This is a genomic window from Streptomyces sp. NPDC041940 (assembly GCF_055589465.1).
Window position 1 is genome coordinate 196,530 of sequence record NZ_JBVJBP010000005.1, and the last position, 21,560, is coordinate 218,089.

Here is a 21,560-nt window from a genome sequence, read left to right on the forward strand (position 1 = left end):
GTCAGGCCGCCTTTCCGAGTCGTACGCGCGGATCGAACAGCGGGTAGGCGAGGTCGACGAGGAGCTGGACGAGGATCGCGAGGGTGGCCGTCACCAGGACGGTGGCCTGGATGAGCGGGTAGTCGCGGGTCTCCAGCGCGCGCACGACGAGCGAGCCGACGCCCGGCCAGCCGAAGACGACCTCGACGACCACGACACCGTTGAGCAGGGCCGCGAAGCGGGTGCCGAGGGCGGTGACCAGCGGCACGGCGGAGTTGCGCAGGCCGTACTGCCAGGTCAGGGTGCGTTCGGAGACGCCGCGGGAGCGGGCGACCGTGGTGTAGGGGGCGGCGAGCGCGGTGGTCATCTCGCGGCGGACCAGGCGTGAGATCAGCGCGAGTTGCAGGACGGCCACGGTCACCGTGGGCAGGATCAGGCCGCTCCAGGAGGTGAAGCCGGAGGCGGGCAGCACCGGGAGCAGCACCGCGAAGACGGTCAGCAGCATCACGCCGGTCCAGAAGTCCGGCATCGACTGCCCGGTGATCGTCAGGACGTTGGCGCCCAGCTCCCGCTTGGTGTCGGCACGTCGGGCCATCCACACGCCGAGCGGTACGGCGACGACGGTGGTGACCGCGATGGCGGAGACCGCGAGGGTGATGGTGTACGGCAGCCGGTCCATGACCACCTGGAACGCGGAGGCGTGGAAGGAGTAGCTGGTGCCGAGGTTCCCGGTGCACAGGTCCCGCAGGAAGATCCCGTACTGGACGACGAGCGGTTCGTCGAGGCCGAACTGGGCGCGGATGCGGGCGAGGTCGGCGGCCGTGGCGCTGGGTGCGGCGTAGGCGGCGGCCGGGTCGCCGGGGGCCAGGCGCAGCAGCAGGAAGACCGTGGTGAGGGTGAGGAAGACGGCCAGCAGGCTCTGGCCGATGCGGCGTGCTAGGTAGGTGGCCACGGCTCAGCCCTCCAGCCGTACGGCGGACAGATCGTAGGAGTTGAGCTGGAGCAGGCCCAGGTCGTGCACGCGCTCGCGGCGGGCGAGCAGTGTCTTGGGGGCGAAGGCCCACAGGCTGGGCCAGGTGTTCCAGATGGCGTGCTGCGCGGCGGCCAGCTTGCGGTCGCGGGTGGCGGCGTCGGTCTCGGTGGCGGCGTCCTCCAGGCGGCGCTGGATGTCCGGGATGACGTAGCCCATGTAGGTGTCGCGGGTGCGTTCCCGCTCAGGGGTGCCGCCGTACATGCCCTGGAGGGAGGTGAGGGCCTGGCCGGTGGTGCCGGGGAAGCCGTTGCCGATGACGTCCCAGTCGCCGCCGCGGCCCTGCCGCCACTTCAGGATGTCGCCGCCGGGTTCGAACTGGAGCAGCGTCGCGCGGACGCCGATGTCGCGGAACATGTCGGCGACGGCTTCCATGACGGAGCTGTCGGCGGCGAACTCGCCCGACTCCCAGATGATCCGGATCCGCAGGCCCTCGGCGCCCAGTGCCTTGAGCTGGGCCTTCGCCCTGCTCGGGTCGTAGGTGTACCCGCCGGTGCGTATCGCGCCCTCCAGGACGAGGGGGACGACGCCCTGGGCCTCCTGCGCGGAGTCGGTGAGGACGTCCTTGATCAGGGCGTCGCCGTCGACGGCGTAGGTGAGGGCGCGGCGGACCCGGGGGTCGGCGAGGGGCTCGCCCCGCTTCTTGCGGAAGTTGTAGAAGAGCTGGTTGATGCGCGCGCCGGCCCTCTCCTCGACGGTGACGCCCGGCAGCCCGGTGAGCTGCTCGGCGGAGTCCGGGGTGAGGGTGTCGACGACGTCCAGCTCGCCGCTGCGCAGGGCGATGACCCGGCTGGACTCCTCGGGCACGAAGCGCACCCGGACGGTTTCGACGCGGGCCGGGCGGCCCCAGTAGCGGGGGTTGCGGGCGAGGGTGTACTCGCCCGCGCCGCTGTTGGCCTCGATCACCTTGTACGGTCCCGAGCCGACGCCGCTCTGGAGTTCCTCGGGGCGGTTGGCGGCGGCCGGGGTGATGTGGATGTTGGCCATGAGGCGGTCGAGCACGGGCACCGGGCGCTCGGTGTGCAGCTCGAAGGTGCGCTCGCCGGTCTTCTCGACGGTGGGCAGCTCCGGGAAGAGGCCGAGGAGGAAGGAGCCGTTGACCTTGCCGTACATCTCCAGGGCGGTGGCGACGTCCTCGACGGTGACGGGGCCGCCGTCGGAGTAGCGCACGCCCTCGCGCAGCCGCACGCTCCAGGTGGTCGGCCCGGTCATCGCGAACCGGTCGGCGAGGACGGACTGGACGCGCATGCCGGGGCCGATGCTGGTGAGCGCCTGGCGGACCGCGCGCTGCACGGTGACGGCGGCGTCGAACTGGTTGAGCTTGTTGTCGAGGCTCACCAGGGAGCGGTTCAGGCCGAGGGTGAGGGTGCCGGGGCCGGGGGCTCCGGTGGGTCCGGCGCAGGCGGAGAGAGGACCGAGGGCGAGACCCGTGCCGCCGAGCGCGCCGAGACGCAGCAGGGTGCGGCGGCGGACGGGGCGGCCGAGGGGCTGCCACTGAGGGCTTTGGTCCGGGGGTGCGTCATAAGGGCTTGGGGTCATCGTCGACCTTCTCGCGTTCCGGGGGCGACCGGCTCGTGGTGTTCGTGCGGCTCTCGCCGCGGCCCGGTCGGGGGGGGCCGGGCCGGCGGGATACGAACAGGTGTCGCGCCGGAAAAGGTGGCACGACTGCGCGAAGTGCGCAAGGGGTCTCGCGCATTTCGCGCAACTCATGTCATCATCGGTTCCCGAGGCAGCCCGACCGGGCCGCCCGAGGAGGTGCCCGTGTCCCTCTCCGCTGCCAGCCCCGGCGGCCCCGTCCAGGCCGCCCTCCGGCCCGTACTCGCTCTCGCCGACGATCTGTCCGGCGCCGCCGAGACCGCGGCGGCGCTGCGCTCGCCCGCCCGGATCCTGCTGGGGCCGGTCCCCACACCGGTGGCGTCCGTGCCCGGAGAGTCCCTCGTGCTCGACCTCGACTCGCGGCAGCTGCCCGGCGCCGAGGCGGCGCGGGCGGTCCGGGACGTCACGCACGCGGTGCCCGCCGCGACGGTGCTCTTCAAGAAGGTCGACTCGCTGCTCAGGGGCAATCTCGCCGCCGAGGCGGCCGCCTACGCGCGGGACGGCCGGGGCGTGGTGATCGCGACCGCGCTGCCGGCGGCGCGGCGCACGGTCCGGGGCGGGGTGGTCCACCTCGACGGGGTGCCGCTGCACGAGGCGGACGCCTGGCGCGCCGAGGCGCGGCCCGCCCCGCCCTCGGTCGCCGCCGCGCTCGGTGACCTGCCGTCAGCTCCCGTGCCGCTCACCGACGTACGCGGTGCGCCCGGCGCGCTACGGCAAGCGCTGCGTGCGTGTTTCGCGCAGGGACGCCATCCGGTGTGCGACGCGGAGACCGAGACCGACCTCGACGCGATCGCCGCGGCGGCCCTCGAACTGGGCCCCGGGATACGGCTGTTGGGCACCGGCGGACTCGCGGGCGCCCTGGGACGGCTGCTGGGCACGCACGGGGAGAACACGCTCGACGCCGGGGACGCCGTCCGGCCGCTGCTGATCGTCGTGGGCACGGCCGAGCCGTCAGCCCGCGAACAGGTCGCGCACCTCCTCGCGGACGGAGCGCACGAGGTCTCCCTCACCACCTTCGATCTCCTGCACTCCCCGCGGCGGCTCCCTCCTCCCGTCGCCGCCGTCACGGTCGTCCGCGTCACCGGAGCGGCCGACCCCTCCGTCGCGCGCCGTCTCGTCGCCGCGCTCGCCGACACCGTCGCCGACGCGGCGCACGACTGCGACCTGGTCCTCACCGGCGGCGAGACCGCCCGCCGCGTCCTGGACGTCCTGCGCGTCACCGACCTGCGCCCGGTGGGCCAGATCCACCACGGTGCGGTCCTCTCCCGCACACCCGACGGCCGCTCGGTCGTCACCCGGCCCGGCAGCTACGGCGAGGCCGACTCCCTGCGGCGCATCGTCCGGGCCCTGCGCCCCGCACCCGTACGCCACGTTCCGACCGACCCCACAGGAGTAGCCCCGTGAACGCAGCCCCCTCCTCCGCCGCCACCGCCGGCCAGACCTCCGCGGCCGCCCGGCCGCTCCCGGTCATCGCGGTGACCATGGGCGACGGCGCGGGCATCGGGCCCGAGGTCATCGTCCCGGCGCTGCTGCACCCCGACACCCTGCGCGACTGCCGACCCGTCGTCGTTGGCGACGCCGAGCGCCTGCGGCAGGCGGCCGGCATTCTCGGCATCAGCTGCGAGATCGTGCCGGTCGAGCATCCCGCCCAGGCCGAGTTCGGGCCCGGCCGCGTGCATGTGATCGACCTCGGGCTGCTCCCCGCCGACCTGCCCTGGGGCGAGCTGTCCGCCGTCGCGGGGGACGCCGCCTACCACTACGTCCGTGTCGCCGCCGAACTCGCCCTGCGCGGCGAGGTGGACGGCATCTGCACCGCCCCCCTCAACAAGGAGGCCCTGCACGCCGCCGGTCACCTCTACCCCGGCCACACCGAACTCCTCGCCCATCTCACGGGCGTCGAGGAGGTGTCGATGATGCTGTCGACCCCCCGGGTGAAGGTCATCCACGTCACCACCCACATCGGGCTGATCGACGCCGTGAACCGCATCGAGCCCGGCCTGGTGGAGCGCACGGTGCGCCGCGGCCACGAGGCGATGGTGCGCGCCGGGACCGCCGACCCGGTGATCGGTGTCTGCGGCATCAACCCGCACGCGGGCGAGAACGGCCTGTTCGGCTACGGCGAGGAGGAGACGAAGATCGTCCCGGCGCTGGAGACGGTGCGCGCCGACGGCATCGACGCGCGCGGTCCGCTGCCCGCGGACACGGCGTTCTACCTGGCCTCGCGCGGCGACTACGACCTCATCGTCGCGATGTACCACGACCAGGGGCACGGCCCCGTCAAGGTCCTCGGCATCGAGGCCGGGATCAACCTCACCGTCGGGCTGCCGGTGATCCGCACCTCCGTCGACCACGGCACCGCCTTCGACATCGCCGGAACCGGCCGGGCCGAGCCCGGTAGCATGGTCGAGGCTCTGCGCCAGGCCGCCGAGATGTCGACCGCTCCGGCCGCCCGCTGACCGCGGTTCGCGGCAGGCACGTGTGCGACCCAGGACGGCCCAGGACTATTGAGGACATGAAGAACCTATGTCTGTGACCGGATCCAAGGCGCGGCGCGATCGCATCGTCCACCTCGCCACCACCACCGGCCTGGCGAGCGTGGAGGAGCTGTCGCAGCTGTTCGGCGTGACGGCCTCGACCATCCGCCGCGACCTGGCCAAGCTCACCACCGACGGGCGGCTGGCCCGCACCTACGGCGGGGCCATGGCGCTGGCCGCGCATCCCGAGGCGTCCCTGCGGCAGCGCGTGGGCGAGGCCTTCGAGGCCAAGCAGGCCATCGCCCGCTGGGCGGCGGCCCAGGTGCGGCCCGGTGAGACGCTGCTGCTCGACGCCGGCTCCACGGTCGGCGCGCTCGCCCACGAGCTGCGCACGGCCGAGGACCTCACCGTGGCGACGACCGGACTCACCGCGCTGCAGGCGCTGTCCGATGTCGAGACGGTGCACGTGGAGTGCCTCGGCGGCACCCTGCGCCCGCTCAGCCAGGGCTTCGTCGGGCCGCTCACGGAAGCGGCCCTGGAGCGCCTGACGTTCGACCGGGTCTTCCTCGGCACGGACGGCATCTCGCCCGAACTGGGCATCTGCGAGGCGGATCTGCGCCAGACCCGCCTCAAGGAGCTGATGGCCCGCCGCGCCGACCACGTCTACGTCCTCGCCCACGCGGCCAAGCTCGGCCGCCGCCCCTTCCACGCCTGGACGGCCCTGTGCGAGGGCTGGACCCTGGTCACGGACGAGACGGCCGACCCGGCCGTCCTCGCGGAGCTGCGGGCCCGCGGGGTGGCGACGGTGACCACCACGCCGGAGCGGGCGCCGGTCGGCCCGCACGGCGACAGCGCGTAGCACCGGGGCCGTAGCACCGCCGGCCCCGGCGCGCGGCGGCAGAACCCGCTCGTGCGCCACGCCACCGGGCCGTGCCCGGCGAGGAGCCGAACGGGCCGCCAGGCCGTGTCCGCAACGTCCCGGCGTCCGCCCGGAGGGCGGGCCCCGCGGCGTCGCGGGGCAGGCGGGACCTTGCGAACACGGCTAGCCGCCGGGCGGCATCCGCCTCCGCGGCGTGGGGGCCCCGCCTGACGCTGCCGCGTCGAGGAGGCCGCGGAAGGTGGGGCACTCCATGTGGCTCGGCGCGGGGCAGGCGGCGGCGTGTCGCAGGGAGTCGCGGAGGACACCCAGTTCGCGGATCCTGCGGTCCAGCTCCGCCGCCTTGTCCGCCAGCATGCGCCGGTCGATCCGCGGCGGTCCGTCCGGCACGAACATGCGCGCGATCTCGTCGAGCGAGAACCCGGCCGTCCGCCCCAGCGCGATCAGCGCCAGCCGCTCCAGTACGCCGGGATCGTACTGCCGGCGCAGCCCTCGCCGGCCGGTCGGGGCGATCAGCCCCCTCTCCTCGTAGAACCGCAGCGTCGAGGCGGGCACCCCGGCGCGCTGGGCCACTTCGGCGATGTCCAGGTCCGTCATTCCCTTGACCTCAAGTCGACTTGAAGTAGAACGCTGTCATCTCGCCCCGACGAAGGCAAGACGCAGGCAAGCAGAAGGAGAGCCGACGAGCATGGACGCCGAGCGCAGGAACGACGACGAACAGAGCGCCCGCTGGAACGGGCGCGCCGGTCACGCCTGGGTGGATCTGCAGCATGTGCTGGAGGGGATGTTCAGGTCCTTGGAGGACCTGCTCGTCGACGCAGTGTCCGCCGAGGGCGCTGAGCGCGTGCTCGACATCGGCTGCGGGACGGGCGGCACCACCCTGGCCGTCGCGCGACGGCTCGGCCCGGCGGCTCACTGCGTCGGCGTCGACATCTCCGGGCCGTTGATCGACACCGCCCGGGAGCGCGCCGACCGGGAGGGCGTACCGGCCTCCTTCGTGCGCGCCGACGCCCAGGAGCACGCCTTCGAGCCCGGCACCTTCGACACCGTCATCTCGCGCTTCGGCGTCATGTTCTTCGACGCCCCCGTCCGGGCCTTCGCGAATCTCCGGAGCGCCGCCCGGGACGGGGCCGCGCTCCGGTTCGTCGTCTGGCGGGACCCCGCCGAGAACCCGTTCATGACGACGGCCCAGCGCGCCGCCGCGCCACTGCTGCCGGACCTTCCCGTGCGACGGCCCGACGAGCCGGGACAGTTCGCCTTCGCGGACCCGGACAAGGTCCGTCGCATCCTCAGCGACAGCGGCTGGGCCGAGATCGACATCCGGCCGGTCGACGTCGTCTGCACCCTGCCCGAGAAGGACCTGGTCCGCTACTTCACCCGGCTCGGGCCCCTCGGCATGGCCCTGCCCGAGGTGGACGAGAAGACCCGCGCACAGGTCGTCGAGACCGTCCGCGCCGCCTTCGACCCCTTCGTGCACGGCTCGGAAGTCCGTTTCACCGCGGCCTGCTGGACGGTCGGCGCCCGGGCCTCGGCCGCGAAACTTTCGTGAGGTCCGGCCCCCTTTTCGAAGCCCGGGAGCCCCGCGCATAGTGAGATCACGATGACGCAGAAAAGAGCACTGGTTGTCCGAGGCGGATGGGAAGGCCACGAGCCGGTCAAGGCGACGGAGCTGTTCCTTCCCTTCCTCCGGGACAACGGATACGCCGTCCGGGTCGAGGAGTCGACCGACGTCTACGCCGACACCGCCGAGATGGCGGCCACCGACCTCGTCGTGCAGTGCGTGACGATGTCGGAGATCACGCGCGAGCAGGTGGCCGGACTGACCTCGGCGGTCGTGGCCGGCACCGGTTTCACCGGCTGGCACGGCGGTATCGCCGACTCGTTCCGCGCCTCGGCCGACTATCTCCACCTGGTCGGCGGCCAGTTCGCCACCCACCCCGGCAAGGAACCGTGCGAGCGCCGGGGCGGGGCGGAGGACAACTTCCTGCCGCACACCATCACCCTCACCGAGGCCGGCCGCGAACATCCCGTCACGGCGGGCATCGAGGACTTCGAGCTGGACACCGAGCAGTACTGGGTGCTCCACGACGACCTCATCGACGTCCTGGCCACCACCACGCATCCCGCCCGGCCGTGGCAGCCCTGGCACCGGCCGGTCACCTCGCCGGCGGTCTGGACCCGCCGATGGGGTGCCGGGCGCGTCCTGGTGACGACACCGGGGCACAGCCTCGACGTGCTGGAGCACCCCGACGTCCGCGCCATCATCGAGAGGGGCATGCTGTGGGCGACGCGCACCGCATCGGCGTCGTAGGACTCGGCGTCATCTCCCGCGCGTACCTCGACACGCTCGCCGGACATCCCGCCGTGCGCGTCACGGCGGTCGCGGACCTCGACGCCTCCCGGTCGGCCGCCGTCGCCGCCGAACGGCCCGGCGTCGAGGCGCTGACGGTCGAGGAGTTGCTGGGCAGTTCGGACGTGGACACGGTGCTGAACCTCACCACCCCGGCCGCCCACGCCGGGATCGCCCTCGGCGCCATCGGCCACGGGAAGCACGTCTACGGCGAGAAGCCGCTGGCGGCGACACTCGCCGACGCCCGCGCCGTCGTGGAGGCCGCGGCGAAGGCGGGCGTCGGTGTGGGGTGCGCGCCGGACACCGTCCTGGGCACCGGGGTCCAGACGGCGCGGGCGGCCGTCGAGGCGGGGCGCGTCGGACGTCCCCAGTTCGCCTCGGCCGTGATGGTCACCCCGGGCCACGAACGCTGGCATCCCCACCCCGACTTCTACTACACCGAGGGCGGCGGCCCCCTGCTGGACATGGGGCCGTACTACCTCGCGTCCCTGATCCACCTGCTGGGCCCGGTGCGTGCCGTGATCGGGGCGGCCGGCCGGCTGCGCGCCGAGCGGATCATCGGTTCCGGGCCGCGCACGGGCGAGCGGATCCCGGTCGAGGTGGACAGCCATGTCTCCGGAGTGCTGGAACACGCGGGCGGGGCGCTGACGACGATCACGACGAGCTTCGACGGTGTGGCCACCACGGCCGCTCCGATCGAGGTCCACGGCGAGACGGGGACCCTCTCGGTACCCGATCCGAACCGCTTCGACGGCGAGGTCCGGCTGCACGCGCTCGGCGACACCCGATGGCGCGCCCTGCCGGCGTCGGCGGGCTACGAGGACGGCGCACGCGGCGTCGGGCTGCTCGACTTCATCACCGCCGACGGGCAGCGGGCGCCGCGTGCGAACGGCGAACTCGCCCTGCACGTCCTGGAGACGATGACGGCCCTGCTGCGTTCGTCGGCCGAGGGACGGCGGATCGAGCTGACGACGTCGGCGCGGGCGCCCGATCCGGTGCCGTGGACGGCCGCCGGGGACTGGAAGGGCCCGGTCGCTCCCGGCCTGGCGTGACCGGGCGATGCCGCGGGGGTCAGTCCACGGGCCAGGTGTGTGCGGGCGCGTTCATGTGCATGTAGTCCATGTACGTCGTGGTCATCTGCCGCAGTGCCTCACGCCGGTCGGAGATGCCGGCCTTCTCCAGATGGTGGACCGTCTCGGCCTGCCAGAGGGCGCCGTTGCGGGCGGTGACACAGCGCTGCTCGATGATGCCGAGCAGGGGTTCGCGCCACGCGTCGTCCATGCCGGCCAGCTCCAGGCCCCGGTGGGCGAGCGGCAGCAGACGCCGCAACACCAGTTCCGTGACCGGCACTTCGCCCACGCCGGGCCAGTACAGGCGGGCGTCGATGCCGTCGCGGGCCGCGGTGTGCAGGTTCTCCTCGGCGACCGAGAAGGACATCCGCGTCCACACCGGCCGGTCCTCGTCGACCAGGGCGCGGGTCAGTCCGTAGTAGAGGGCGCCGTTGGCGATGGTGTCGGCGACGGTGGGGCCTGCGGGCAGTACCCGGTTCTCGATGCGCAGATGCGGACCGCTGTCGGTGACGGCGTAGATCGGGCGGTTCCAGCGGTAGATCGTGCCGTTGTGCAGGGTCAGTTCGCCCAGTTCCGGAACGCCGCCCCGGTCGAGCGTCCGCTGCGGGTCCTCGTCGTCGCACAGCGGCAGGAGGGCGGGGAAGTAGCGCACGTTCTCCTCGAAGAGGTCGAACACGCTGGTGATCCACCGTTCCCCGAACCACACCCGGGGCCGTACGCCCTGGGCCTTGATCTCCTCGGGCCGGGTGTCGGTGGCCTGCTCGAACAGGGGGATGCGGGTCTCACGCCACAGTTCCCTGCCGAACAGATAGGGCGAGTTCGCCGCGAGGGCGATCTGCACGCCCGCGATGGCCTGGGCCGCGTTCCAGTAGTGCGGGAATTCCCTCGGGGCGACCTGGAGGTGGAACTGGGTGCTGGTGCAGGCGGCCTCGGGGGTGATGGTGTCGGCGTACGTCGCCAGGCGCTCGACACCGTCCACCGTGATCCTCAGATCCTCGCCGCGCGCCGCGAAGATCTGCTCGTTCAGCAACTGGTACCGGGGGTCGCCGGACAGGGCGGCCTCGCTGACATGCGTCTCCCCCAGCGTCGGCAGAATGCCGACCATGATCAGGTGGGCGCCGACGGCCGAAGCGCGGTCCTCGGCGTGGTTCAGGGCGTCCCGGATCTCCCGCTCCCAGTCTCCGGGGCCGCCGGTCGTCAGTTCCCGGGGCGCGACGTTGATCTCCAGGTTGAAGCGGCCCAGCTCGCTCGACCAGGCGGGGTCGGCGATCGCCTGGAGGACGTCGGTGTTCCGCATCGCGGGCAGTCCCTCGTCGTCCACCAGGTTGAGTTCGATCTCCAGCCCTACCCGGGGGCGCTCGCTCTCGAAGCCCGACTCGGCGAGCATTCGCGCCAGCACTTCGAGGTCGGTGTGCATCTTCTGCCGGTAGCGACGGCGGTCCTCCCGCGTGAACACCCGGGCCGGCACGTCACGTCCCATGCGTCCTCCCGAGTCGCCTCGGCTTCCCTCTCGGCGGATGCCTCTCGTCCCAGAGTCGCACCTTGTCGCCGCCCCCGCACCCACCTAACCTGAGTTTGTGCCGCAAATAAACAAACCCCGAACGCACAGTGCCGTGCCGGGCAACGGCAGTTCCCTCACCCGACTCCGCATCGCGATCACCGTCTTCTTCGCCCTCGACGGCTTCGTCTTCGCCGGCTGGGTCGTGCGCATTCCCGCCATCAAGGAACAGACGAACGCCTCCGCCAGCGCCCTGGGCCTCGCCCTCCTGGGTGTCTCGGCCGGCGCCGTCATCACCATGACCCTCACCGGCCGCCTGTGCCGCCGCTACGGGAACCACCAGGTCACCGTCGCCTGCGCCGTCCTGCTCTCCCTCAGCGTGGCCCTGCCCCCGCTGACCCACTCGGTCCTCGCGCTCGGTCTCGTGCTGCTGTTCTTCGGCGCCGCGTACGGCGGGATCAACGTCGCCTTCAACAGCGCGGCCGTCGAGCTGGTGACCGCGTTGGGGCGGCCGGTCATGCCGAGCTTCCACGCCGCGTTCAGCCTGGGCGGCATGGTCGGCGCGGGTCTGGGCGGGCTGCTCGCGGGAGTCCTCTCCCCCACCCGGCATCTGCTGCTGCTCACCGTCGTCGGACTGCTGGTGACGGCCCTGGCGGGACCGACGCTGCTGCGGCACGAGCCGCCGACGCCACCCGAGCGGGAACGCCCCGCGCAGGGCGCCCCACAGCGGCTGGACGGCCGTACCCGGGGGCTGGTGATCGTCTTCGGCGTGATCGCGGGGTGCACCGCGTACGGCGAGGGGGCGCTGGCCGACTGGGGCGCCCTGCACCTCGAACAGGACCTGGATGCCTCGCCGGGCGCCGCGGCCGCCGGCTACTCGTGCTTCGCGCTCGCCATGACGGTGGGTCGGCTGACCGGCACCACGCTCCTGGAACGTCTGGGGCGGACCCGGACCGTCGTCGCGGGCGGCAGCACCGCGGCGGCCGGAATGCTGCTCGGCTCACTCGCCCCGTCTCTGTGGGCGGCCCTGCTCGGGTACGCGGTCACGGGCCTCGGCCTGGCGAACCTCTTCCCGGTGGCCGTGGAACGGGCGGGTGCGCTCGCCGGCCCCAGCGGCGTCGCCACGGCCTCCACCCTCGGCTACGGCGGCATGCTCCTCGGGCCGCCCGCGATCGGCTTCATGGCGGACTGGTTCACCCTGCCGGCCGCCCTGACCAGCGTGGCGGTGCTCGCGGCGGTGGCGGCGGCGGTCGGGGCGCTCGTGGGGGCGGCGACGCGGCGGGAGTCCGGGGGCTGAGGAGGGGCGGCCGCCGCCCTTGCGCCCCATGGAAAACCCAGGCATGGAGCGCGCTCCATGCGGCAGACTCGGCGTCATGGAGACCGCCGAGTTCCTGCACGCGCTGGAGTCAGAGGGCCTGTTGCTGGCCGCGGCCGCCGAGGAGGCCGGGACGGACGCGAAGGTGCCGACCTGCCCGGAGTGGCAGGTACGCGACCTGCTGCGGCACACGGGCACGGTGCACCGCTGGGCCGCGTCGTACGTCGCCGAGGGGCTCACCGAGCGCCGCCCGCTGGGTGAGGCTCCGGACCTCGACGGCACGGAACTCGTGGCCTGGTACCGCGACAGCCACCGCCATCTCGTCGACACCCTGGCCGGCACCTCGCCCGACGTGGAGTGCTGGGCCTTCCTGCCCGCGCCGTCCCCGCTGGCCTTCTGGACCCGACGGCAGGCACACGAGACGGCCGTGCACCGGATCGACGCCGAGTCCGCACGCGGAGGCACCCCGACGGCCGTCGCCCCGGACTTCGCGACCGACGGCATCGACGAACTACTGCGCGGCTTCCACGCCCGCTCCAGGAGCCGGGTGCGCACCCCCGAGCCACGCGTCCTGCGCGTGCGCACGGACGACACCGACGCGGTGTGGACCGTACGGCTGTCCGCGGAGCCGCCCGTGACCACGCGTGGCGCGACCGACGAGGCGGAGTGCGAACTGTCCGGTCCGGCTGAGCAGTTGTACCTGGCCCTGTGGAACCGGGCCCCGCTGCCGAACGTCACGGGCGACCAGGCGCTCGCCACCCTGTGGCGGGAGGCGTCCGGCGTCTGACCGCTCCGCGCGCTGGGCTGCTCAGTCCTCCGTCAGCATCCGCGCCAGCACCTCGCGCTGCACGGGCAGCACCTCGCCGTGCAGCGCGCGCCCCTTCGCCGTGAGCGCGACCTGCACACCCCGCCGGTCCTCGGAGCACATACAGCGCTCCACGAGCCCGTCCTTCTCCAGCCGGGCGATCAGCCGCGACAGCGCGCTCTGGCTCAGATGGACCCGCTCGGAGATCTCCTGCACGCGGTAGGACGGGGTGCCCTTCGGCGTCCGGCACCCGGCGAGGACGTCGAGCACCTCGAAATCACTGGCGCACAGGCCGTGGCCGTGCAGAGCACGGTCGAGTTCACACTGCGTTCGCGCGTGCAGCGCCAGAATGTCCCGCCACTGTTCCACGAGCGCCTGCTCGGCCTGCTTCGCCGCCATGGGCCGCACCGTAACAGAGAGCCAGGTTTGTTGCACCTGAATTAAGTGCACTTGCATCTCATGCATGCGCATGTAATCTCTCGGGCATGACCTCTCCGCTCACCACACCCACGTCCGACGGACGGTGGACGCCGCGACTCTGGGGCACCCTGCTGGTGCTCTGCGCCGCGATGTTCCTGGACGCCCTGGACGTGTCCATGGTCGGCGTCGCGCTGCCGTCCATCGGCGCCGACCTCGGCCTGTCGACCTCGGCACTGCAATGGATCGTCAGCGGCTACATCCTCGGCTACGGCGGTCTGCTGCTCCTCGGCGGACGGGCCGCCGACCTGCTGGGCCGGCGCCAGGTCTTCCTGGTGGCGCTGGGCGTCTTCGCGCTGGCCTCGCTGCTCGGCGGTCTCGTCGACTCCGGGCCGCTGCTCATCGCCAGCCGCTTCATCAAGGGCCTGAGCGCGGCCTTCACGGCCCCGGCCGGCCTGTCGATCATCACCACGACGTTCCCCGAAGGCCCGCTGCGCAACCGGGCGTTGGCCATCTACACCACCTGCGGCGCCACCGGCTACTCGATGGGCCTCGTCTTCTCCGGCCTGCTCACGGAGGCCAGCTGGCGGCTCACCATGCTCCTGCCCGCCCCGATCGCGCTGATCGCCCTGTTCGTGGGCCTGAGGCTGCTGCCGCGCAGTGAGCGCGAGCGCGGCCAGGGCGGCTACGACATCCCCGGCGCCGTCCTCGGCACCGCCTCGATGCTGCTGCTCGTCTTCACCGTCGTCGAGGCGCCCGAGGTGGGCTGGGCCGCGGCCCGGACCGTCCTGTCCTTCGCCGCCGTGGCCGTACTGCTGGCGGCCTTCGTCGCCGTCGAACGGCGCAGCCCCAGCCCGCTGATCCGGCTCGGGGTGCTGCGCTCGGGGCCGCAAGTGCGGGCGCAGCTGGGTGCGTTGACGTTCGTCGGCAGCTACATCGGCTTCCAGTTCCTGGTCACCCTGTACATGCAGCAGCTGCTCGGCTGGTCCGCGCTGCACACGGCCCTGGCATTCCTGCCGGCGGGCGCGCTGGTGGCGCTGTCCGCGACGAAGGTGGGCGCCGTCATCGACCGGTTCGGCACGGCCCGGCTGATGGTGCTCGGCTTCGCCCTGATGGTGGCCGGCTACGTCCTGTTCCTGCGCATCGACCTGAACCCCGGGTACGCCTCGGTGATCCTGCCGACGATGCTGCTGGTCGGCTCGGGCTTCGCGCTGACCTTCCCCTCCTTCAACGTCCAGGCCACCAACGGCGTCGACGAGCACGAGCAGGGCATGGTCTCCGGACTGCTCAACACCTCCGTCCAGGTGGGCGGTGCGATCTTCCTCGCGGTGGTGACGGCGGTGGTGACCGCGAACAGCCCGGAGAAGGGCGCCGCCACCCCGCAGGCCGTCCTCGACAGCTACCGTCCCGGCCTCGTGGTCGTGACCCTCATCGCCCTCGCCGGTCTGCTGATCACTCTCACGGGCCTGCGGACCCGCCGGGACCGGCCGTCCGTCGTGGTCGCCAAGTCCACTCCCAGGGAGTCGGAGCGCGTACCCGTACGCGACTAGGGCCTGTCGTTTGGATCACGTCGCAGACGCGGGGCTTGGCACGCGCATCTGCCGCGTTGTCGTCGGTTGCCGACTCCCCCACGCTCGGCTGCGCTCGCGCGGGAGGTGCCCCCATCGCGTCGACGCCCTCCTCCGCCTTGCAGCTGCACGCACCAAGCCCCGCTCACCGGCGCCGAACAGCACCGTCGCTTTCCTGCGACCTGATCCAAACGACAGGCCCTAGGGGAACGCCTTCCACAGTGCGCCCGGCGAGCTGTCTTGCCCGCCGGGCGCACTGCTGTTTGACTCGCCGTATGACGAGTTACGGGGGACGGCGCAGTCAGGCCGAACGGGACGCGGTCACCGTCGAGATCGGGTACGCGCTGTGCAGCGCGGCCTTCGCGGCGGCGGTCGTCTTCGGGGTCGTGGCCGGTCCCGCGCTGCTCTTCGCGCTTCCAAAGACATTGGAGACGGTGCTGGTGCGCGCCGGGCTGGTGCTCGCGCCCGTGCTCTTCGCCGCCCGGGTCGTCAGCGTGCTGCTCCGGTTCCGGTCAGGGAATCAGCCCAGCCAGCCCGGCCGCACCAGCCCCGACTCGTAGGCGAGCACGACCAGTTGGGCCCGGTCGCGGGCGCCGAGCTTCACCATGGTGCGGCTGACGTGGGTCTTCGCGGTGAGCGGGCTGACGACCAGACGGCGGGCGATCTCCTCGTTGGACAGGCCGATGCCGACCAGGGCCATCACCTCCCGCTCCCGCTCGGTGAGCCCGGACAGGGCGCCGGCCGCCGCGGGCTCCTTGGAGCGGGCCGCGAACTCGGCGATCAGCCGGCGCGTCACCCCGGGCGAGAGCAGTGCGTCGCCCGCGACCACCGCCCGTACCGCGCGCAGGAGTTCCTCCGGCTCGGTGTCCTTGACCAGGAAGCCGGAGGCACCCGAGCGGATCGCCTCGAAGACGTACTCGTCGAGCTCGAAGGTGGTGAGCATGACCACCTTGACGTCCTTCAGTCCCGCGTCCTCGGTGACCTTCCGGGTCGCGGCCAGGCCGTCGAGCGCGGGCATGCGGATGTCCATCAGGACGACGTCGGGCCGCAGTTCGCGGATCCTGCGCACGGCCTCCTCGCCGTCGGCGGCCTCCGCGGCCACCTCGATGTCCGGCTGTGCGTCGAGCAGTGCCCGGAACCCTGCCCGGACCAGTGACTGGTCGTCGGCGAGCAGTACGCGGATCACCGGTCCTCCTTGCGTCGTCCTGCGGTCCGCCGTCGGCTCAGGTGCCGGCGGACGCCGTCAGCGGCAGTACGGCGAGCACCCGGAAACCGCCGTCCGGGCGGGGCCCCGCCTCGATGGTGCCACCCAGCGCGGCGGCCCGCTCCCGCATACCGACCAGCCCGTTGCCGCCGCCGCCCGCGTCGGCGCCGGTCGCGGGCCCGTCGTCGTCGACCCGTAGCCGCAGCATGTCCGCGTCGTGCGCGAGGCGCACGCGCGCGTGCCGCGAACCCGAGTGCCGTACGACGTTGGTCAGGGCCTCCTGGACGATCCGGAAGGCGGCGAGGTCCGTGCCGGGCGCGAGGCGTGGCGGCTCTCCTTCCACCTCGACCGTGAGACCCGCGCTCGCCGCCTGCTCCACCAGCTCGGACAGCCGGTCCAGCCCGGGCGCCGGGGCACGGGGCGCGGCACCGGGCGCACGCAGCGTGTCGAGCACCTGGCGCACCTCGCCGAGCGCCTCCTTGCTCTGGTCCTTGATCGTGGTGAGCGCCGTACGGGCCTGCTCGGGGTCGGAGTCGAGGAGCGCGAGACCGACCCCCGCCTGCACATGGATCACGGAGATGCTGTGCGCAAGGACGTCGTGCAGCTCCTGCGCGATCCGCAGCCGCTCCTCGTCGGCCCGCCGCCGCGCTGCCTCGGCACGCTCGGCCCGTTCCCGGACCCACTGCTCACGCCGGACCCGGAACAGCTCCGACACCGCCGCGATCGCGACCACCCAGGTGGCGACGACGATCTCCTCGCCCCAGGAAGCGGCGGAGTCCCCCGACGGCGGCAGCCACTGGTAGAGCCAGTGCGCCACCAGGACGTGACCGGCCCAGAGCGTTCCCATCGCGGCCCACGCCGCCCAGCGGTGCCCGGCGACGATCGCGCTGAAGCACGCCAGAGCGACGGTGAGGAGCACCGGCCCGTACGGATACCCGGCCCCCAGGTAGATCAGGGCGGCGCCCGCGGTGCCGAAGACCACGGCCACCGGATACCGCTTCCGCCACAGCAGCAGTCCTCCGGCCACCAGCAGCAGCACGCGTGCGAACATGTCGAGCGCCGCCCGTTCGCCCTCCTGGCCGTGTGCGGCGAAGGTCGAACCGACCAGCACGAAGACCGTGACCGCGACGGTGGACCGCCAGGGCCACCGGGGCGCACGATCCCCCTCCCCCCACCGGTCCCACCACGGAGGCCCGTGGCGCCACCACTGCGGCGGGCCGCCCCGCGCGCGCTGCTCGTCCATACCGGCCACGCTAGACTCCGCCCGCCCGGAGCGGCGTCACCCAGGCGTGGTGATCACTCCTACTCCCGGGGCAGTACGAAGGCCTCTCAGTGCCTCGGACTCCAGCCCGGCTCTACGGGGCGGACCCGGGCTGCGGATACACCAGTCCCACCCCCCGGGCCAGTTGCCCCGCCGCGTGCCGGAAGAACGCCTCCCGGTCCTCCACCACCCGGTGGAACTGGCCGAACAGCTCGAAGCCGACCAGGCCGTACAGCTGGGCCCAGGCCGCGACGAGAGCTGTCGCCGCCTCCGGTGGGAGGTCGGGTGCGAGGTCGGCGGCGATCCGCTCGGCCTCCGGGCGCAGTTCGGACGGCAGTGTGGGTCCGGCGAGGCCGGAGCCGCGGTGGGCGTCGCGTGCGATGCCGATGAGCAGGAGGCCGACGCGGGCGGCAGCCGGGACGGTGGTGTCGGGGGCGGTGTAGCCGGGCACGGGCGATCCGTAGATCAGCGCGTACTCGTGGGGGTGGTCCAGCGCCCAGCCCCGCACCGCCTCACAGACCGCGATCCATCGGCGGAAGGGGTCGGCCGCCGGCTCATGGGCCGCCTCGGCCCGCTCGCCGAGGGAGTCGTAGGCGTCGATGATGAGTGCGGTGAGCAGGTCGTCCCGGCTGGGGAAGTAGCGGTACAGCGCGGAGGAGACCATGCCGAGCTCACGGGCCACGGCGCGCAGGGAGAGCCTGGCGGCGCCCTCGGCCGCGAGCTGTCTGCGGGCCTCGTCCTTGATGGCCGCGGTGACTTCGATCCTGGCCCGGGCACGGGCGCCCTGTGCGGTGCTCATGCGGGTAAGTGTGCCACGGAAGCAGAGCAGTGCACACAAACGAGAGCAGTGCTCTTGCACTGGAGGGCCGACCTCGGGCAGACTGAAGTCAGCGAGAGAGCAGTGCTCACAAAAGAGAGCGCCGCTCCATCACAGAGAGACCAGGGGGACCCCATGTCCACACACGTCCAGAAGCCCGGCTGGGTCACCGTCAACGTCATCAACCGCCTCGTGGCCTGGATGACCCGCCGCGGCATCAGCGTCTGGGGCTCCCGTGTCCTCGCCGTCCGCGGCCGCAAGAGCGGCCAGTGGCGCACCACCCCGGTCAACCTGATGACCCTGGACGGCCGGCAGTACCTCGTGGCGCCGCGCGGCCACGTCCAGTGGACCCACAACATGCGCGCCGCGGGCGGCGGCGAGCTGCACCTCGGCAAGCACGTGGACACGTTCTCCGCGACCGAGGTGGCCGACGACGACAAGACCCCGGTCCTGCGCGCCTACCTCAAGCGCTGGAAGGCGGAGGTCGGGGTCTTCTTCAACGGAGTGGGCCCGGACTCCCCGGACGACGAGCTGCGCCGGATCGCCCCCGACCACCCGGTCTTCGAGATCACGGTGACGAGCTGACCTCGCCGTCCGCCGTGGGACGGCGGTCCACCGCCGTCAGCGCCCGCTGGGCCATGGGATGGGTACGGACGATCTCGCCCAGCGACGTCGCGCCCCGCGTGATGTCCTTGAAGCCCTTCCAGGCCGGGCGGAAGCCCATCAGCGCCGCGTGGAACAGACCCGGGCGACGCTCGAACGCCGTCAGCAGCCTCTTGCCGACGCTCATCTCCACACCGAGCCCGGCCTTGACCGCGAACGCGTAGTTGAGGGCCTGCCGGCGCGTGTCCACGGCGTCGTGCGCCTCGGCGATCCGCACCGCCCACTCCCCCGCGAGCCGGCCGGACCGCAGCGCGAAGGAGATGCCCTCGCGGGTCCACGGCTCCAGCAGTCCCGCGGCGTCGCCGCAGACCAGCACCCTGCCTCGCGACAGCGGCGAGTCGTCGGCCCGGCAGCGGGTCAAGTGCCCCGAGGAGATGCTCGGTTCGAAGCCGGCGAGGCCCAGCCGGCCGATGAAGTCCTCCAGGTACCGCTTCGTCGCGGCGCCTTCCCCCCTGGCCGAGATCACCCCGACCGTCAGGGTGTCGCCCTTGGGGAAGACCCAGCCGTAACTGCCGGGAATCGGACCCCAGTCGATGAGCACCCGTCCCTTCCAGTCCTCGGCGACGGTCTCCGGCACCGGGATCTCCGCCTCCAGGCCGAGATCCACCTGGTCGACCTTGACCCCGACATGCGCCCCTATGCGACTGGCGCTGCCGTCCGCCCCGACCACCGAGCGCGCGAGCAGGACCTCGCCGCCCTGGAGGACAACGGCGACCGTGCGCCGGTCCGGCACCTCCGAGCCGTGCTGCTCGACCCGCTGGACGGTGACGCCCGTACGCAGCTCGGCGCCCGCCTTCTGCGCGTGCTCGACGAGCTGCTGGTCGAACTCGGGGCGGTTGATCAGCCCGAACAGCATCTGCTTGGACCGGCGGGTCCGCGTGAAGCGGCCGTCGTGCGAGAACGTCACCGCGTGCACCCGGTCCTTGAACGGCAGCTCGAAGCCGGGCGGGAGGGCGTCGCGCGAGGGGCCGATGATGCCGCCGCCGCACGTCTTGTACCGCGGCAACTCCGCCTTCTCCAGCAACAGCACGCGTCTCCCGGCGACCGCCGCCGCGTACGCGGCCGAAGCTCCCGCGGGTCCCGCACCCACCACAACGACGTCCCACACCTGCCGCGCGTCGTCCGCCGAAGAGTTCTCGCTGCTCACGATGGTCTACTGCTCCCGATCAAGCCGCCTGCCCTGCTGTCTCCCGCATCCTACGGCGGACCTGGTCACAGCCCGCTGTGGGAGGATCTACAGCACTCAACTCTTCAACGTCGCACCCACAAGGAGCGTGCCCATGTCGTCGAATCCGGTCGCCGAGACCGTCGCCTCGCTGATGCCGAGGGCGAGGGCGGAGCTCACCGAACTGGTGGCCTTCCGGTCGGTGGCGGACTTCGGCCAGTTCCCGAGGAGTGAGAGCGAGGGCGCGGCCCGCTGGGTCACGGACGCGCTCGCCGCCGAGGGTTTCCAGGACGTGGCCCTGCTCGACACCCCCGACGGCACGCAGTCGGTCTACGGCTTCCTGCCCGGCCCGGAGGGTGCGAAGACCGTCCTGCTCTACGCCCACTACGACGTGCAGCCGCCGCTCGACGAGGCCGGCTGGACGACCCCGCCGTTCGAGCTGACCGAGCGGGACGGACGCTGGTACGGGCGTGGCGCCGCCGACTGCAAGGGCGGCGTGATCATGCACTTGCTGGCGCTGCGGGCGCTGAAGGCCAACGGCGGCGTGCCGGTCCACGTCAAGGTGATCGTCGAAGGCTCGGAGGAGCAGGGCACGGGCGGTCTGGAGCGGTACGCCGAGGAGCACCCGGACCTGCTGGAGGCCGACACCATCGTCATCGGCGACGCGGGCAACTTCCGCGTCGGCCTGCCGACGGTGACCTCCACGCTGCGCGGTATGACCCTCGTCCGCGTCAGCGTCGACACGCTCGCGGGCAATCTGCACTCGGGCCAGTTCGGCGGTGCCGCGCCCGACGCGCTCGCCGCCCTGATCCGCGTCCTGGACTCGCTGCGCGCCGAGGACGGTTCGACGACCGTCGACGGGCTCTCCGCGGACTGGGCCTGGGAGGGCTTGCAGTACGACGAGGAGCAGTTCCGGCAGGACGCCAAGGTGCTGGACGGCGTCGAGCTGATCGGGTCCGGCACGGTCGCCGACCGCATCTGGTCGCGCCCGGCCGTCACGGTCCTCGGCATCGACTGCCCGCCCGTCGTCGGCGCCACGCCGTCGGTGCAGTCGAGCGCCCGCGCGCTGATCAGCCTGCGGGTGCCGCCGGGCGTGGACGCGGGCGGGGCGGCCAAGCTGCTCCAGGCGCACCTGGAGGCCCACACGCCGTGGGGCGCGCGGGTCAGCACCGAGCAGATCGGCGAGGGCCAGCCGTTCCGCGCCGACACCACCAGCCCGGCCTACCAGGCCATGGCCTCGGCGATGGCGGTGGCGTACCCGGGCCAGGAGATGCAGTACGCGGGCCAGGGCGGCTCCATCCCGCTGTGCAACACCCTCGCCTCCCTCTACCCGCGTGCGGAGATCCTCCTCATCGGACTGAGCGAGCCGGAGGCCCAGATCCACGCGGTGAACGAGAGCGTGTCCCCCGGGGAACTGGAGCGGCTGTCGGTGGCGGAGGCACTGTTCCTGCGCACCTACGCGGCGAGCTGA

Annotated in this window: 21 protein-coding genes; 12 read left to right on the forward strand and 9 right to left on the reverse strand. The window is 72.7% G+C overall.

The features are described from left to right. Nucleotide 1 precedes the first annotated feature (1 nt). On the reverse strand, nucleotides 2-931 hold the full coding sequence (locus ACZ6I3_RS11870; RefSeq protein WP_435281512.1) for an ABC transporter permease: 930 nt from the start codon (nucleotides 929-931) through the stop codon (nucleotides 2-4). Nucleotides 932-934: 3 nt separating this feature from the next. Then, nucleotides 935-2,548, reverse strand: a complete 1,614-nt coding sequence (locus ACZ6I3_RS11875; RefSeq protein ID WP_469413878.1) for an ABC transporter substrate-binding protein — start codon at nucleotides 2,546-2,548, stop codon at nucleotides 935-937. Nucleotides 2,549-2,770: 222 nt separating this feature from the next. Here ACZ6I3_RS11875 and ACZ6I3_RS11880 point away from each other — a divergent pair, with 222 nt between their 5' ends. The 3 genes from ACZ6I3_RS11880 to ACZ6I3_RS11890 all read left to right on the forward strand — a co-directional run bounded on the left by ACZ6I3_RS11880 (nucleotide 2,771) and on the right by ACZ6I3_RS11890 (nucleotide 5,938). Next, the gene (locus ACZ6I3_RS11880) at nucleotides 2,771-4,009 is read left to right on the forward strand and encodes a four-carbon acid sugar kinase family protein (protein ID WP_469413880.1); all 1,239 of its coding nucleotides are present in this window, start codon (nucleotides 2,771-2,773) and stop codon (nucleotides 4,007-4,009) included. Then, a complete protein-coding gene (gene pdxA, locus ACZ6I3_RS11885; protein ID WP_469413881.1) occupies nucleotides 4,006-5,061 on the forward strand; it encodes a 4-hydroxythreonine-4-phosphate dehydrogenase PdxA in 1,056 nt (351 codons plus the stop codon). The genes ACZ6I3_RS11880 and pdxA overlap by 4 nt, the downstream gene beginning before the upstream one ends. 67 nt (nucleotides 5,062-5,128) lie before the next feature. Beyond that, complete coding sequence (locus ACZ6I3_RS11890) at nucleotides 5,129-5,938, forward strand: DeoR/GlpR family DNA-binding transcription regulator (RefSeq protein WP_469413884.1); 810 nt, start codon at nucleotides 5,129-5,131, stop codon at nucleotides 5,936-5,938. Between the two features lie 183 nt (nucleotides 5,939-6,121). On the opposite strand, the gene ACZ6I3_RS11895 is transcribed toward ACZ6I3_RS11890, so the two are convergent. After that, nucleotides 6,122-6,553: a helix-turn-helix domain-containing protein gene (locus tag ACZ6I3_RS11895; protein ID WP_469413886.1), complete on the reverse strand. Its 432-nt coding sequence runs from the start codon at nucleotides 6,551-6,553 to the stop codon at nucleotides 6,122-6,124. A 91-nt stretch (nucleotides 6,554-6,644) separates the two neighbouring features. Here ACZ6I3_RS11895 and ACZ6I3_RS11900 point away from each other — a divergent pair, with 91 nt between their 5' ends. From ACZ6I3_RS11900 to ACZ6I3_RS11910, 3 genes are read left to right on the forward strand one after another with little or no spacing between them, the layout of a single operon-like run. Next, nucleotides 6,645-7,505, forward strand: coding sequence for a class I SAM-dependent methyltransferase (locus tag ACZ6I3_RS11900; protein ID WP_469413888.1), 861 nt, complete (start codon nucleotides 6,645-6,647; stop codon nucleotides 7,503-7,505). Nucleotides 7,506-7,556: 51 nt separating this feature from the next. Continuing rightward, a complete protein-coding gene (locus tag ACZ6I3_RS11905; protein ID WP_469413889.1) occupies nucleotides 7,557-8,267 on the forward strand; it encodes a ThuA domain-containing protein in 711 nt (236 codons plus the stop codon). Continuing rightward, nucleotides 8,237-9,358, forward strand: coding sequence for a Gfo/Idh/MocA family protein (locus tag ACZ6I3_RS11910; RefSeq protein ID WP_469413890.1), 1,122 nt, complete (start codon nucleotides 8,237-8,239; stop codon nucleotides 9,356-9,358). Before ACZ6I3_RS11905 ends, ACZ6I3_RS11910 begins: the two co-directional genes overlap by 31 nt. Before the next feature lie 19 nt (nucleotides 9,359-9,377). Here the strand turns inward: ACZ6I3_RS11910 and ACZ6I3_RS11915 are convergent, their stop codons facing one another. Continuing rightward, nucleotides 9,378-10,856: a glutamate-cysteine ligase family protein gene (locus ACZ6I3_RS11915; protein WP_469413892.1), complete on the reverse strand. Its 1,479-nt coding sequence runs from the start codon at nucleotides 10,854-10,856 to the stop codon at nucleotides 9,378-9,380. A gap of 133 nt (nucleotides 10,857-10,989) precedes the next feature. On the opposite strand from ACZ6I3_RS11915, the gene ACZ6I3_RS11920 reads away from it, so the two are divergent. After that, on the forward strand, nucleotides 10,990-12,171 hold the full coding sequence (locus tag ACZ6I3_RS11920) for an MFS transporter (RefSeq protein ID WP_469413894.1): 1,182 nt from the start codon (nucleotides 10,990-10,992) through the stop codon (nucleotides 12,169-12,171). Between the two features lie 76 nt (nucleotides 12,172-12,247). Next, nucleotides 12,248-12,976: a maleylpyruvate isomerase family mycothiol-dependent enzyme gene (locus tag ACZ6I3_RS11925; protein WP_469414085.1), complete on the forward strand. Its 729-nt coding sequence runs from the start codon at nucleotides 12,248-12,250 to the stop codon at nucleotides 12,974-12,976. A 21-nt stretch (nucleotides 12,977-12,997) separates the two neighbouring features. On the opposite strand, the gene ACZ6I3_RS11930 is transcribed toward ACZ6I3_RS11925, so the two are convergent. After that, nucleotides 12,998-13,393 carry a MarR family winged helix-turn-helix transcriptional regulator gene (locus ACZ6I3_RS11930; RefSeq protein WP_468189228.1) on the reverse strand — a complete coding sequence of 132 codons (396 nt, stop codon included), beginning with the start codon at nucleotides 13,391-13,393 and terminating at the stop codon, nucleotides 12,998-13,000. Nucleotides 13,394-13,479: 86 nt separating this feature from the next. Here ACZ6I3_RS11930 and ACZ6I3_RS11935 point away from each other — a divergent pair, with 86 nt between their 5' ends. Both ACZ6I3_RS11935 and ACZ6I3_RS11940 read left to right on the forward strand, forming a co-directional pair. Further along, nucleotides 13,480-14,961 carry an MFS transporter gene (locus ACZ6I3_RS11935; protein ID WP_469413896.1) on the forward strand — a complete coding sequence of 494 codons (1,482 nt, stop codon included), beginning with the start codon at nucleotides 13,480-13,482 and terminating at the stop codon, nucleotides 14,959-14,961. 293 nt (nucleotides 14,962-15,254) lie between these two features. Beyond that, nucleotides 15,255-15,539: a DUF6332 family protein gene (locus tag ACZ6I3_RS11940; protein ID WP_469413897.1), complete on the forward strand. Its 285-nt coding sequence runs from the start codon at nucleotides 15,255-15,257 to the stop codon at nucleotides 15,537-15,539. Here ACZ6I3_RS11940 and ACZ6I3_RS11945 read toward each other — a convergent pair. The 3 genes from ACZ6I3_RS11945 to ACZ6I3_RS11955 form a co-directional block, all read right to left on the reverse strand. Beyond that, a complete protein-coding gene (locus ACZ6I3_RS11945) occupies nucleotides 15,500-16,165 on the reverse strand; it encodes a response regulator (protein ID WP_469413899.1) in 666 nt (221 codons plus the stop codon). The two genes, ACZ6I3_RS11940 and ACZ6I3_RS11945, sit on opposite strands and share 40 nt — an antisense overlap. Nucleotides 16,166-16,202: 37 nt before the next feature. Next, on the reverse strand, nucleotides 16,203-17,426 hold the full coding sequence (locus ACZ6I3_RS11950) for a sensor histidine kinase (protein ID WP_469413900.1): 1,224 nt from the start codon (nucleotides 17,424-17,426) through the stop codon (nucleotides 16,203-16,205). 112 nt (nucleotides 17,427-17,538) lie between these two features. Further along, entirely contained in the window at nucleotides 17,539-18,243 is a 705-nt protein-coding gene (locus ACZ6I3_RS11955; protein ID WP_469413902.1) for a TetR/AcrR family transcriptional regulator, read from the reverse strand. A gap of 153 nt (nucleotides 18,244-18,396) precedes the next feature. Here ACZ6I3_RS11955 and ACZ6I3_RS11960 point away from each other — a divergent pair, with 153 nt between their 5' ends. Then, a complete protein-coding gene (locus tag ACZ6I3_RS11960; protein ID WP_469413903.1) occupies nucleotides 18,397-18,846 on the forward strand; it encodes a nitroreductase family deazaflavin-dependent oxidoreductase in 450 nt (149 codons plus the stop codon). Here ACZ6I3_RS11960 and ACZ6I3_RS11965 read toward each other — a convergent pair. After that, nucleotides 18,830-20,071, reverse strand: coding sequence for a geranylgeranyl reductase family protein (locus ACZ6I3_RS11965; protein WP_469413905.1), 1,242 nt, complete (start codon nucleotides 20,069-20,071; stop codon nucleotides 18,830-18,832). The two genes, ACZ6I3_RS11960 and ACZ6I3_RS11965, sit on opposite strands and share 17 nt — an antisense overlap. A 133-nt stretch (nucleotides 20,072-20,204) precedes the next feature. On the opposite strand from ACZ6I3_RS11965, the gene ACZ6I3_RS11970 reads away from it, so the two are divergent. Beyond that, nucleotides 20,205-21,560 (forward strand): M20/M25/M40 family metallo-hydrolase, encoded by a 1,356-nt coding sequence (locus ACZ6I3_RS11970; protein ID WP_469413906.1) that lies wholly within the window; start codon nucleotides 20,205-20,207, stop codon nucleotides 21,558-21,560.